Here is a 13,657-nt window from a genome sequence, read left to right as displayed (position 1 = left end):
CAACGCGGAGTCGGTGGGATTTGAACCCACGGTCCCCAGTTCAAGGGACTCCACCTTAGCAGGGTGGTGCTTTCGGCCGCTCAGCCACGACTCCAACTGTTTTCACGCCCGTCAGCTCAAGGCCAAAAAGCGCGTAACCACATAAAGGTTACCCAAGGGCTCGGCTTCGAGCAAAACGCGAGGCAGCTACACCGCCTGAACCAAGCTCGCATGTCGCCCTCGACCGGCACCCACAGCCACAAAGTTAACGCCATACATATATACGGGGCACGTTCATACAGTTTGCAGTAAAAGAGACTAAAATTCTCGTGGACTCAATGAGCCATAAATAATTTGAGTTGTGTTTTGTCAATCGAGGAGTACGTGTGGGGCAGACAGGCGAGGAACAACCTCAATCGGGCACATCTAAACCCGTCAAGCAGTTCCGCGCTTCGTCACGGCCCAGCTTTCGGGGACAGCATGCCACCTCTGACAATCAGAACTCAACAGGTCAGAACTCAGCAGCACACGCGGACAACAGGGCAGCATCTGCCAGCAACGACTCCGCACCCCAGTTTCGCACCCGCCGAGAACAGCTGGCCAACGAGAACCGCCACCCCGCCCAAACTCCTCCCTCACCACGAACTCCCCCCACCCAAACACCACCCCAAACTACCCACCAACCTGAGCCCCCAGCTTCGCACAATCGCCCTGAGTCGGTGCGCGCAAACGATCACGTCAACGCGCAGTCACCACGGCACGCAAATAACTCACGCGTAAGCCTAGCCAATCTGAGGACCCGCAAATCCACGGACGGCGAGCGCCACACAAAACAGCGTTATGACGCGTTCCCTAAGGTGGTGGGCTGGACAAGCTTGGGCACACTGTTGCCCGGTCTAGCAATGGTGAGAAAAAACCGTTCCAGTAAATTGGGCTGGTTCCTGCTCATCGGGTTCTGCGCCGGAATTCTTATCACGGGAATCATGACCCTGGCTCTCGGACCAATCCGCGTGATCGCCCGTGTAATCTCCAGCCCCACCATTTTGAACATCCTCGCGTTCACATTGCTGGCCGGCCTGGTCATCTGGGTGCTCATCATCATCCGGTCCTACATTGTCAGTTCTCGTGGTGCCACAATGTCGAACCAGCAGCGTGTCCTGTCAGGCGTGCTTGTGGTCTCGCTCATGCTGATCGTCGCGATCCCCTTAGGCGTAGGTGGCGCCTACTCAAAAGTGTCCAGCAACACGGTCTCCAAAATCTTCGGCCCAGAAGGCGCACCCGGAGGCACGGGCAAGGAACAAGTATGGGCTGACAAACCCCGCATCAATGTGTTCCTCATTGGACGAGACAACGGCGAAAACCGCACAGGAACACGCCCAGACACCATGCTGGTTGCCTCCATCGACACCCGCAACGGCAAGAGCACGCTGATTTCTGTGCCCCGTAACCTAACGTACCCCATCTTCCCGGAAGACTCGAAACTCGCCAAGACGTTCCCTGACGGGTTCAACGCACTGGGTGAAGAAAGTCTTATCAACTCAGTGTGGTCGTGGGCCGAGGACAACGCTGAGTCCGTAGGTGAGACTCACGGACTGGAGACCGGCATGTGGGCAACCATGCAGGCAGTTGAGGGCTCTCTAGACATCAAGCTTGACTACTGGGCGTCGGTTGACATGCAAGGTTTCCGGGACCTAGTGAATGCAATGGGCGGGGTCAAGATTGACGTCGAGCGCCCCATTCCCATGGGTGGTGGTCAAAACCAGCACACTGGAGCGAAGAACCGAATCTTCGGTTGGATCGACCCCGGTGAACAAAAACTCAGCGGGATGCAGGCCTTGTGGTATGTGCGGTCACGTGACGGGTCAGACAACTATGACCGCATGTGTCGCCAGCAGCGGATGCTCAAGACCACTTTGGAGCAGGCCAACCCATCAGAACTGGCGTTGAAGTTCCCCCAACTTGCGAACTCCTCCACAAAAAATGTCGCAACGGACATCAACCAGAAGGAACTGGGCGGTTTTGTGGAACTGGCGTGGGAAATGAAGAACACCAAAATCAAATCAGCGCAGATCAACAACGAAGTCACACCTACGTATCGTCCGGATTACGACGAGCTTCACAAGTGGGTCAAGGACCAGATCAACCCGCAGAAGCCTAGCCAGAAAGAAGAATCCAAGGATAAAGGCAAGGACAAGGAAAAACCTCAGCCCACTGAAGAACCCACAAAAGATGCTGGTGCTCCCGCTCCTGGCATCGAAGACGACGAAGGCAAGTGCTATCCCTCTGGCTACACCCCCGGTGATCCATGGCCCGGCTACCCTGGGCCAGGTAACCACGGAGACCACTGATGGCGCATCTCAGTGTCGCTGTCATTGGTGCCGGTCCACGCGGCCTGTCCGTGTGCGAACGCTTAACCGCCCTGGCTCCTCAGTACAAACACCCAGTCACTATCCACGTGATCGACCCGTACGCGCCGGGCCCGGGCCGCGTGTGGGACACGGAACAGTCCCCTGAACTGCTCATGAACACCACCATCAGTGAGCAAACGATTTTCCCTGATGATTCGTGCGATTTCTCCCCCACGAACACCGGCCCGTCCATGCGCGACTGGTACCTAGCCACAGACGGCACAGAAGACCCTGACACAACGTTCTGTTCGCGCGCCCTGTACGGCGAATATCTGTCTGACGCGTTCACCCGAGTCCGCGAAAATGCGCCGGAAAACGTCACCTTCGAAGTCCACCGCGCCCAAGCTTTGCGTATCGCTGACCCAGGCTCCCCTGTGGAGCTGTCCCAGATCGTGCGCTTGTCCGATGACACCTCGGTCACGGTCGATGCCGTTGTGTTGTGTGTGGGCCACATTCCGTCCCGTCTCACTGACGAGCGCATCCAGTTGGAGCGTTACGCCACCGCCAATGGTCTGAACTACTGCCCGCCGTCGCTCCCGGCGGAAACCCCTGTTGACCGGGTTGTTGCCGGTGAGACCGTCATTTTCCGTGGCTTTGGGCTCAATTATTTTGACTTACAGGCGTTGTTGACCCACGGCCGAGGTGGCGCCTTCGTCCCGCGCGCCCCTTCCCCTGACCGTGGTGGTAGGTGCGAGCCCTGGGAGTTGGAATATGTCCCCAGCGGCAAGGAGCCTGTTCTTGCGCCCAGTTCACGGCGGGGTATTCCGTACCGGTGTAAGCCGGTGACGCCTGATCACCCCATGGAGCCGTACGCTTTGCGGTTTTTCACTGACGACAATGTCACCACATTGTCCAGCGGGAAGCTTCTGCACTTCGATGATCAGTTGTGGCCGTTGATTCTCACGGATCTGCGGTATGCGTGGTATGCAGCCCTGTACCGCAGCCAGCCGGAGTTGTTTTTGCGTGACCCGGCCCCGTTGAAGGAGGCGTTGACCGAGGCGGTCGACCGGCACCTTGCGAGGCGCTCGGGTGCGGAGACCCAGGGGCGTGTGACGGGGCGTGAAACGCACGAGGCTCCTGCACTACACGAAGTCCTCGACTCGGTGGTTCCCCGCGAGCACCAGTTGGATCTGCAAGCGCTTCTGCGTCCGCTTAACGATAAAGAGTTTGAGAGCCGGGACCAGCTGACAGTGTGGATCAACGGTTTCCTCGAACAAGAACTCCGGGACGCGTACGCGGGGCCGGAGTTGGCTCCGAGCAAAGCAGTTTTTGCTGTTTTGTGGGCTGCGCGCAGCTTCTTGAAGGAACTTGTGGCTGACGGCCGGGTGAGTCCCGCCAGCTTTGCGACCGAGGTGCGGGGCTGGTTTGAATCTTTTGTTTCCGGTATCTGTGATGGGCCGCCACCGCAACGGTTCGCTGAGTTGTTGGCGCTGAGCAAAGCGGGCCTGGTGACGTATGTTGGCCCGCAAGTGAAGATCGACACCAGTGATGAGGAACCTGCATTCATCGCCTCGACGCCGGTCGTAAAAGGGGACATCATTGCCCACAATCTGATCGATGCAGCCTCGCCCACTAATCACATTCGGTTGGCTGATGACGAGTTGATCACGTCCATGCTGGATCGTGGGCAGCTCACTGTCGCAACGATCACTAGCGATGAAGGAACCCTGTTGCCCACCTCGGGCCCGTTAGTCGAACGAGCCACGCTGCGCACAGTCGATTCCCGCGGACGCGTCCACCCAAACCGGTACGTGATGTCGATTCAACTGTCGTCGCTACAACTAGGATTGGCGATCGCGGCAAACCCGAACTCTAATGCTCGGACCCTGCGCGACGCTCACGGGATAGCTCGTCGCATTTACGGCATGGAGACAGAGCGCTAAGACTGGCAGCCTGGCCGCTAACCGCGCTGGCGGCCTAGCTACCCCTCTGAGCAACTAGGCCGCCAGTTCAACGTCCACGCGACGTCTCCGCGTGATCCACCCGTGGTCTACGCGTGGGCGACAGACGCTACGGACTTCACGCTCCGGGCGCGCGCAACCGCAACAATCGACGCGCCAACACCTAGCAGGAGCCACAGGAACAGCGTGCCCCATGCCCCACCGGCACCGGGTGTGCCAGTCACAATCGCAACAGCGCCCTCGATTCCGTGTGCAGGCGGCATGAACCCTGCCAGACCGGTGAGCACCTGAGGTGGAGTGGTGAACAAGTGCGCGGCCACGGCCACCACAATCATGACCAGTGAGATCATCTGACCGAAAGCACCAAACAGTCCCACCAGCGCAAAATTCAACACGGTGAACACGAGGCTGGCAAACAGTGCGAACGCAAACAAGTGAACACCCTTGGAGACCGGAATGTCCATGACCGGGACTGCCAGCGCAGTAACCAACAACGCCTGAACAGCCGCAACAGCCAAGCCGGGTACCAGACCGCGGAGCATGATCGCTACGCTGCTTCGGCGTGAGGTCAGCGCTGTCGCTGAGACTGCGCGCACCACCGTGTAGGTAAGGAGCGAGCCCACCCACAGGGCCAAGATCAACATGAGTGCAACGGCTTGTGCCAGCGCTCCGTTCACGAACTTGGTGCTCGAACCGTCGATTGCAGCGGACACCACGGTGGACAGTTTGTCGCGTTCCGGTGCAGTGTAGCTAGGGATCTTTTCCTTGCCTTCTTCGATCCCCTCGGCGAACTTGCCGGTTCCGTCTGCGAGCTCGTCGGCGCCGTCGGCCAGCTGCCGGGTTCCGGTGTTGAGTTTCTGCGCCCCGTCGGCGGCTTGCGAAACACCAAAGACGTACTGGCGGAGACCTCGGGACAGTTCGTGTCCTCCGTCTGAAAGCTTGTCAGCCCCGTCGGAAAGTTTCACGGCACCGTCCGAAAGCTTTTTGGAGCCGTCGGCGGCTGTTCCGATTCCGTCTACCAGCGGTCCGGTTCCCTTTGCGAGCTTGCTGGTTCCATCAGCCAGTTTCTGTGAACCGTCGACCAGTTTGTCGCCGTTCTTTGACAGTTTGTTCGCCCCGTCAGACAGGTCACTAGCGCCCTTGCGCAACTGCTTGGAACCGTCCAGCAGTTGGTCGGTGCCCTTCTTGAACTTATCCAGTTTCTGTTCCAGTTCGTCCAAGCTCTTCCCGACGTCACCCAGGTCGATGTCCTTGTACTTGTCGAGCGTCTTCTTAATCGCAGTGACGTGGTCGTTGATGCGCTTAGCAGCTTCGTCCAGCGATTCGGAACCGTCAATGATGGACTTACCCGTCGAAGGGTCCTTCTTGTCGAGCCCGTCAGCTGCGGACTTCAGACCTTTGACATACCCGTTGACCAGCCCAGACACGTATGCGCTTTCAACCACATCGCATGCTGGGTCCTTCGTGCCTTCAGGCAGTTTCTGACAGATCTTGCCACGGATCTGTGCGGCCTGGTCCTGAGTGATAATGCCCAGCTTTGCCGCCTGGTTCAGATTGGTGACCTTGCTGGCATCAATCTTTTTCGCCTGAGCGCGCAGTTCCTTCTGGTACTCCGAAAGCCCACTCTTGAGACTTTCGATGCCCTTTTTGAAACGCTCCAGGTCTTTTTCATTGTCTGCGATCTTATTGAGCCCATCGGAGTCCTGCAGTTTCCGCAGTTCATCCAGGTCAATTTTTTCAAGTTCAGACGTGAAGTCGCGGACCTTAATAACGACGTCATCAATGTTGCCGGTGAACTCGTTGACACCCTTGGACAGTTCGCCGGCTCCGTCAGCAAGTTGGTCCACTCCGCCGGTGTACTTTTCAACACCGTCTGACAGGTCCTTTGCACCCTTAGCAAGCTGCTGACTTTGCTTAGGCAGGTCCTTGGTTTTGGTCTTCATTTCGCCGAGGCCGTTAGACAGTTGGCTAGCCCCGTCAGAGAGGTCTCCCGCTCCCTTAGACAGCTCCCCGGCACCGTTGGCAAGTTGGGTCGCACCACTGGTGAGTTTGCCACCGTTGGCGTCGAGTTTGCCGAGGCCGTTAGACAGTTGGCCGGCCCCGTCGGCAAGTTCTGAAGTCCCGTTGGACAGTTGACCTGCACCGTCGTTGAGTTCGCCTGCGGCGTCACTCATGGTGCGCATTTGGTCTTTCATGTCGTTGAAACCAACGAACACTTTGTCCAAAAAGGTTTCCGTCACATCCGAGTTGAACTTGGTACGCGCGGCTTCAATCAGAGCCCGCGAAACCACCGCGTTGTTAACGGGAGAAACATCTGATGTTTGCACCCGGATCGTCGCTTGCTTGACGTCCATGGGGTCGTCTTTTGCGGTAGAGAGAACCTCACGTGAGAAACCTTCAGGAATGGTGACAACCGCAGCGTACTCTCCGCTTTCAAGGCCTTCTTGGGCGTCCTCGTCAGTCGATTGAACCCAGCGGTAGTTTTCCGTGTCCATGTCGACAAGCGCTGCGGAAAGCTGGCGCCCCATGGGGACGCGTTTGCCGTCAATTTCGGTTCCGTCGTCGTTGTTCACAATGGCTGCTTTGATCTCGCCAAAACGGGTGTCGGCCCCACGGGTAGCCAGAACAAAGCCACCCGCGATGAGAACCGGAACCAGGATGAGACCAACGAGCGACCACAGGGTTACTCGCTTCCCTGAAAATGCTCTTTCTAGGATTGGCATTAGTGTGTTCCTCCAAACGCATGAGCGGGAACGTGTTCGGTACGGTTGTGATCGTCCAAGTTCAACAAGGTGTAGTCCATTCCGTTGGGGATCATCCAGTCAACGTCAGGATTGTGTAGCCCCAGAATCACTGCCGAGCCACGAGCAGCAGCAACATCAATCAGGTTCTTTACGGCTTTCGCAGTGGCGTGGTCATTCGGGGCATCAGCGTGGTCAATAACGACCACGGGAGGCAGACTCTTGATGAATCCGCGGATGTACTCTGGTTTGGGCACCAATGAGTCCTCACTGTGTCGCAACGTTAAGAACGGAGTGGAACGGCGAACCTTGTTCGCCTGTTCCGGTAGAACGTATTCGCCCACTTTCAGCTCCCCTTCTTCCAACGGCGCACGCCCGGCAAGAGCCAAAAGCAAGGCGGTACGACCTCGGCCGCTTACGGCCAAAACTTCACCCGGTTGCAACGCCACATTGACGTCCTCAAACAACGGTCCGCCAGTACCGTACACGCTCAAGTTTTCGCCGTAGATCCGGTATTCGGTGTCGGTTTCTGGCCAGTTCTGCAGCTTCACCTGGTGGTACAGACCCTCCCCTTCCACGTCGAAGTGCGGAAGGATGCGTTCCAACCACTTGGGCAACCACCACGCGTGCTCACCCAGCAGGGTCATAACGGCTGGAACCAAGGTCATGCGCACAAGGAACGCATCGACGGCAATACCAACGGCCAAGCCCAACGCGATCGACTTAATGATGGCCTCACCGGTGGGCACGAACGCCGCGAACACGCAGAACATAATGATTGCCGCGGCAGTCACCACAGACGCCGAACTCATGAAACCTTTCTTCACAGCCTCGCGAGCGGGTGTTCCGTGCGCATACGCCTCACGCATACCCGACACCAAGAACACTTCATAGTCCATGGCCAGACCAAACAGAATACCCATGAGAATAATGGGCAAGAAGCTGATCACTGGGCCAACGTGATCCAGGTTGAGCGCGGTTGCGCCGTGTCCTTCGATGAACACCAGCTCAACCACACCGAACCCGGCGATCACAGATAAAAGGAACCCTGCGGTGGCCTTGATGGGGACCCACAAAGACCTGAACACCATCATGAGCAACACAAGTGACAGCCCCACAACGAACAGACCGAATGGCACAAGCGCGCGCCCCAGCTGAGCCGACACGTCAATCGCAACTGCCGTCGCACCGGTCACTGCGGTTTGGTAGCCGTACTTTTCTTTGATCTTGGGCTCCATGTCGCGGAGCTCTTCCACGATTTTTTCGGTCTCAGGGTCACTGGGACCTGTTTCTGGAATGATCTGGAACATGGCCGTGTCTGCATTTTCGTTAGGTACGGCCAGGATGACCTTTTTGACACCAGGGATCTTCTTGATCTCATCTTCGATCTTTTCGACGTCGTCCAGAGGGTCGTCACTGGTGACGATTTCAGCAGTCATGACCAGTGGTCCGTTGTGGCCGGGGCCAAATTCTTTGTCGATCAAGTCAAAGGTTGTACGCGCCGGGGTTCCTTCCGGCTGACCCCCGTTGTCAGGCAACGCGAGCTGAAGTTTAGATGCCGGGATCGCGAAAACGCTCAAGGCACCCACGACCACAATGATGGTGATGAGTGGGAATTTGGTCGCGGCCGTCACCCAGCCCCGGTAGAACTTGGTTGCGAACGTTTCCTTCTGGGCGAGGTTGTAACCTTCCGCCGAGGAGGTTGACACTTCCGTCTGTTCAGCAGGTTTTCCGTTTTTGGCTTGGTTCTTAGCCGCTTTCTTTTGAGCTTTCTTTTGGGCCTTGCGTAGCGGGTTGATGCGTTCGCCAATGAAGCCCAGGATCGCGGGCACAAGAGTCAGAGCGACTCCAACTGCAACCGCCACGGTCGCGGCTGCACCGAATCCCATGACTGCCAGGAATGGCATTCCGGTGAGCGAGAGTCCCACGAGCGCAATGATCACCGTGATACCTGCAAACACCACAGCCGAACCAGCTGTAGCGTTTGCGCGCGCCACTGATTCTTCTGCGTCGTGGCCTTCGAGCATAAAGGAGCGGGCACGCGAAATGATGAACAGCGCGTAGTCAATACCCACCGCAAGCCCCAGCATGAGTGCCAGCATGGGGGCGGTCGATGAAACGGTTGAAAACGCGGTGAGCCCCACGATGCCCAGCAGTCCGATAATCACACCGACAACTGCGGTGACCAGGGGAACACCGGCGGCTAGCGCTGAACCAAAAGTGAAAAGTAGCACGCAGAACGCGATCGCTACACCGATACCTTCAACCCACGAAATGTGGACACTGGTGGTTTTAAAAACCTCTCCACCTGCGCTGACCGTGGATCCTTGAGGAAGCGCGTCGCGGAGTTCGTCTGCCTGTTTCTGCAGGGTTTCACGGTCTTCGTCCGTGAGTTCTTCAACCGGCGAATCGTACGACACGTTGATGATAGCCGCGTTCTTATCGTCGTTGATATTGCCTGTGACAAATTCACTAAACGGTGACGTCACACCCTCAACGTTCTCCACGTCTTCGAGACGCTCAACCGCGTTTTCGATCTCCTTCTTGTATATCCCCTGGTCCACGCTCTCATTGTTGGCACTCACCACGATGATGTCTGCGCGCGCGCCGGATGCTTGCGGGAACGTGAGTCTCATCGAGTCGAGGGCTTCCTGCGACTCCGCACCGGGCAGTTCGAACTTGTCGTCGAACGTGTTGGCAAAGAGCCCCACAAAAGCACCCATTAAAACGATGATCAGCAGCCACACACCGGACGTGACAAGGCGGTGCCGGTATGTTGCGCGACCTAATCCATAGAGAAAAGAAGACACAGATTCGCTTTCGGTTGCATGAGGGAGATTAAGCCAGACGGGCTCAACCACTGTTTGTGAACTTTAAGTTTTACTGTCGATACAATACTGTATCGAATACATTAGTGTTTTGAAGAATCACTCAGAAAGAGCCCGATGACCCTCCACCCTGACGTAGCACCAACCGCCAGTCGACAGCGCACACGCAACCGCCTCCTGGGGGCCGCTGTGATCGCTTTCGCCCGCCGTGGCATCGTCAGCACGCCCATCGAAGAACTCTGCGAAGAAGCAGGCATGACGCGTGGGGCGTTCTACTCGAACTTCACATCGATCGACGAATTGGTGGTCAATCTCATTGACTGTGCCGTGGAGCACACGATCGCCGGAATCCGCGGAATCATCGCAACCACGGAAGACACATGCTCAACAGACCGGGCTACAAACACCTCGGACCCGCACTGCCGATTCACAAACCTGCACCAGTCCGCCAAGACCGCCTTCGCCACACAGCGCCTGGGTTGGACCACCTCGGTCGCGTGGACCATCACGGAAGCCGAAATCGAGCTGTACTCAATCCGCAACCCCGACGTCCGCGAACGTTACCTTGAGCTGCAGAACGCGCAGGTGCGGGCCGTGGGAGTCGAAGTTGAACAGCTCCTTTCACGGCACGGCGCACGCACCACAATCCCCACCCAAACCGCAATTCAACACCTCGCCGCAACCGACATTCGGACGGCGCGCCAGTCCATTCCACCTCGGGCGGTGGAGCTTGCACCCACGCCGGACGCTAGCGAACTGATTGCCCAGATCATGAGCCAGCCTGGAGCAGAGTTCGACACGTCGAAATTGCCGGAGCACTCGCTTTTGCACCCGGTCGAACGCGAACTGGGACCCGTTTTGGACTTGCTCAGCATGATGGTGGAGTTTTAGGGGCAGAAGACCGTTAGGCTGAAAACATGAGTGTTCACGCGAATGAATTTTCGGCCTTCATGTCAAGCATGCCCCTGCGACTAACCTCGTTCATCGAGTCTGACCTACCCGAATCGGTGACGCTTGAGAACGACGAAACGCGCGAGTTCCGTAAAGACCTCTCCCCTGCTTCGCTCCCGTGGATTGAAGCGTTCGCCAATTCTGCCTTGGCGTCTCCCGCGGTGGCAGTGGCACCGGAAAACCAGAAGTTCACAGAAAACCTCATGCGGTATGTGGGCGAGGTTTTCCTGCGTGGGCTCGGAGGCGCGTGGGATTACGACGAATCCGGCGAAGTGGGCGAAGGCTTCCCGTTTATTCGCCCCGATTCGCCGGACGGGGATTGTGAAGGTGAACCGATTTCGATGATCGGCCTGGTGATGACCGCGTTGCAAGCACGCAACGGGCAAGTGTTTGTCAGTCGCTATGCGCAAGAGCTGGAGAAGTTTGGCGAGGACGGGCCGCGGCGCTCGTGTTCAGCTGTGGATGACGCTGCTGACGGTGGGGCTGAGGCGCCTTTGGAAGAAGAAGAACGTAGCTTCTTGGCCACGTTCCTCCCCACGGTGGAGTCCGGAGTTGCCGCGTGGGTTCAGGATCAGGCCACGCCGCACGAATGGACATTTGGCACAGAAGGCCTGCTCAAACTGAGCAAGCAACTTGTTGCCCGGTACTCAACGGTGGACGAAATGCTCGCTGACAGGTCAGACTTCTACATTCAGGGCGCCCTGCGGTTTGCCGGCGAAACTTTCCGCCGGGAAGGCAAAGGCGCGTGGCGCTACGGAACTCGATTCGACACCGACGACCCGCGACAGAAGCAGCCGTTCGTCCACTTCTCCCAGATCGAGGTGGACGTGGTCCCGTGGGCGATTCTCACCTCGGCGTTCAAAGACCCCCACGCACCGTCCGAGGCCTTGGGCGCTCTGCGTTCGCAAGTGGACGGAGCGGGGGCGGGCGCCTAGCCCTGCGAGCCTGCAGCCCTAGTTCTGCGGGACCGTGAAGTTCACGGTCATGTCCGATGCGAACTGGGGCGCGCCTGGGCTCAGGTCGATGCGGCGGTTGGCAGGGTCGATGCGCACGGTCACCAGTGTGGCGCCTTTGTTGGGTGCGGCTGGATCCGGGAGCACGCTGACCAGGCCATCTTCCAGCGGTGAGCACAGAACCTGCAGCATGTCGTCCAGGTCGTGTGGTTCCCCCGCCGAGGTGGTCGCCGCCTCCAGGTAGTCCATGCGGTCGTGCGTGTTGGAGTCGGGGGTCAGCAGTTGCGCGCCGTCCGCTTGGCTGGGGCATGCGAAGTGGTTGGTGCGCAGTGCCCAACCGTCGCGTGAGTTGAGCGCCACTTGGTGTGGATTGATTTCCATGTTGACGGCCCGGTCGCGGTCAAGGACGGTGATGATTGAGGACGCCGAGGTGGGCGCGTCCTTGGCGATGCTGATGGCTTCGTCAACTGAGCTGGCGGTGCTGAGGATCCGGGCGAGCACCGCGTGGATGGGCACACCGCCGGAGGCGTCGTCAGTGTTTTTGAGGATGTTCAAATGGACACCTAGGCCAGCGGAGTTAAGGCCGATTTTCCCGGTCATACCGTGTTCTGCGAAACCTGCGTAGGACTGGCCGCCGGGCAGGGCCGCGACACGGTGGAAGTGCCAGTTGCGCACCAGTTCGGGTTTCCAGTCCCAGGTTTGGGCCGACATGGTTCGGCCGGGCTGTTGGAAAGTCACGGTGCTGCATTCTTGTGGCTGTTCTTTTGCCAGCGTGAGAATTTCGGTTCGCCCCACGATGAGACCCAGATCTGCCGCGGTGATACCGGATCCGGCGGCTACGCCCAGAAGTTCGAGGTGTTGGTCGGGGTCCCAGTTGCGGATCGCGTCCATGGATGCGCGCGCGGCTGCAGTGGCATCTGTTTCGGAAATTCCTTGTGCGGAGTAGAGCTCGCTGTACGCGCGCACAGTTGCGCGGATGTGTGCTGCGATTTGCGAGGCTCTGGCCATTCCGCGCTGCCGAGGTTCTGTACCGTCTACGTAGATCGTCTCGGTTCGAACCAGGTGCGGTTGGTTTTTCTTCATTGATCCTCCCGGTGCCACTTGGGTCTGCAGTGCGTGTAGCTTGCAGGGCTTATAGTCCGTAAGGTCTTTAGCCCGTAGAGCCTGTCGCTTTCTGGCCACCATACATGGAAACGGCCAAGGCGAAACGGCGCACCACCCGCGCAGAAGCCGTTTACCCAACACAGCAAGTCCAAAACCATTGTCTTGTGGTGGGTAACTGGGAGGTATAGCCCGCACTTCACCACACAAAAATCTCGAGACATCGAGTGAACGATGTCCCGAGACTTCACAACGCCGTGAGTGCGGCGTCTGGTTCAGGACATCGTTCACCTTTAGTCACATGAACCCGCCAGCAGGTGTGTCACGACATCGTTCTGCTCATGTGTCGCGTCATCGTTCACACCCCGGACCTTTACCCTAGAGCTTCTCTCCCGAACTGATGACAGTAATGCACCGACCACCACGGCCAGCAGAGTGCCCCGAACAGGTGCGGCCACCTCGACCCCAAAGCGTAAGTGGCTCCAGTCGAATCTGCCTACTGTAGCCACCCAGAACCCGTTTACTCTACAACCCTCGAACAGGATTGTAGAGTAAACACCCTTTTTGTTCGTTTTGTTCACGTTTTTGGGCCAAAATCGGCCAGTTACTCTACAACCCTCGAGAAAAATGAACTTGGAGTGTAGAGAAAACCACCTGACACGCCCAACCCATACACACATTTTGAGCATTAACCCCATTATGATGCGTAGTTTCGCTCGCTTTGCGCCGTTTGGCCAGACAAGCAAAAACCCCGGTAGCTCAATGAACTACCGGGGCCCTACGCGGAGGATAGGG

7 protein-coding genes and 1 tRNA gene are annotated in these 13,657 nt (G+C 57.8%); 4 read left to right on the top strand and 4 right to left on the bottom strand.

The window, feature by feature from the left end; all coding sequences use genetic code 11:
* Positions 1-5: 5 nt before the first annotated feature.
* Positions 6-94, bottom strand: a tRNA-Ser gene (locus tag HMPREF0183_RS11685).
* A gap of 604 nt (positions 95-698) precedes the next feature.
* Here HMPREF0183_RS11685 and HMPREF0183_RS11680 point away from each other — a divergent pair.
* Together HMPREF0183_RS11680 and HMPREF0183_RS11675 are read left to right on the top strand one after the other, a co-directional pair.
* Positions 699-2,327 carry an LCP family protein gene (locus HMPREF0183_RS11680; protein WP_156798291.1) on the top strand — a complete coding sequence of 543 codons (1,629 nt, stop codon included), beginning with the start codon at positions 699-701 and terminating at the stop codon, positions 2,325-2,327.
* Entirely contained in the window at positions 2,327-4,270 is a 1,944-nt protein-coding gene (locus tag HMPREF0183_RS11675; RefSeq protein WP_005886435.1) for an FAD/NAD(P)-binding protein, read from the top strand. The genes HMPREF0183_RS11680 and HMPREF0183_RS11675 overlap by 1 nt, the downstream gene beginning before the upstream one ends.
* A 107-nt stretch (positions 4,271-4,377) precedes the next feature.
* Here the strand turns inward: HMPREF0183_RS11675 and HMPREF0183_RS11670 are convergent, their stop codons facing one another.
* Positions 4,378-7,011, bottom strand: coding sequence for a YhgE/Pip family protein (locus tag HMPREF0183_RS11670; RefSeq protein WP_005886433.1), 2,634 nt, complete (start codon positions 7,009-7,011; stop codon positions 4,378-4,380).
* Entirely contained in the window at positions 7,011-9,839 is a 2,829-nt protein-coding gene (locus tag HMPREF0183_RS11665; protein ID WP_005886431.1) for an MMPL family transporter, read from the bottom strand. Before HMPREF0183_RS11665 ends, HMPREF0183_RS11670 begins: the two co-directional genes overlap by 1 nt.
* A gap of 135 nt (positions 9,840-9,974) precedes the next feature.
* Here HMPREF0183_RS11665 and HMPREF0183_RS12340 point away from each other — a divergent pair, with 135 nt between their 5' ends.
* Together HMPREF0183_RS12340 and HMPREF0183_RS11655 are read left to right on the top strand one after the other, a co-directional pair.
* The gene (locus tag HMPREF0183_RS12340; RefSeq protein ID WP_005886429.1) at positions 9,975-10,748 is read left to right on the top strand and encodes a TetR/AcrR family transcriptional regulator; all 774 of its coding nucleotides are present in this window, start codon (positions 9,975-9,977) and stop codon (positions 10,746-10,748) included.
* A gap of 68 nt (positions 10,749-10,816) precedes the next feature.
* Positions 10,817-11,743, top strand: a complete 927-nt coding sequence (locus tag HMPREF0183_RS11655; RefSeq protein WP_050775425.1) for a hypothetical protein — start codon at positions 10,817-10,819, stop codon at positions 11,741-11,743.
* Positions 11,744-11,761: 18 nt separating this feature from the next.
* Here HMPREF0183_RS11655 and HMPREF0183_RS11650 read toward each other — a convergent pair whose 3' ends face one another.
* Positions 11,762-12,844 carry a C45 family autoproteolytic acyltransferase/hydrolase gene (locus HMPREF0183_RS11650; protein WP_050775424.1) on the bottom strand — a complete coding sequence of 361 codons (1,083 nt, stop codon included), beginning with the start codon at positions 12,842-12,844 and terminating at the stop codon, positions 11,762-11,764.
* Positions 12,845-13,657: the final 813 nt, after the last annotated feature.

This window comes from Brevibacterium mcbrellneri ATCC 49030 (genome assembly GCF_000178455.1).
In the GTDB taxonomy this organism is placed as follows: Bacteria; Actinomycetota; Actinomycetes; order Actinomycetales; family Brevibacteriaceae; genus Brevibacterium; species Brevibacterium mcbrellneri.
The sequence above is the reverse complement of the archived record's forward strand: the minus strand, read 5'-3'. Positions and strand labels throughout refer to the sequence as shown.

What these genes read in the sequence shown, in the direction of transcription:
- HMPREF0183_RS11675 (WP_005886435.1), top strand. Translation starts at nt 2,327, where the DNA reads ATGGCGCATCTCAGTGTCGCTGTCATTGGTGCCGGTCCACGCGGCCTG.
- HMPREF0183_RS11670 (WP_005886433.1), bottom strand. Translation starts at nt 7,011, where the DNA reads ATGCCAATCCTAGAAAGAGCATTTTCAGGGAAGCGAGTAACCCTGTGG.
- HMPREF0183_RS12340 (WP_005886429.1), top strand. Translation starts at nt 9,975, where the DNA reads ATGACCCTCCACCCTGACGTAGCACCAACCGCCAGTCGACAGCGCACA.
- HMPREF0183_RS11655 (WP_050775425.1), top strand. Translation starts at nt 10,817, where the DNA reads ATGCCCCTGCGACTAACCTCGTTCATCGAGTCTGACCTACCCGAATCG.
- HMPREF0183_RS11650 (WP_050775424.1), bottom strand. Translation starts at nt 12,844, where the DNA reads ATGAAGAAAAACCAACCGCACCTGGTTCGAACCGAGACGATCTACGTA.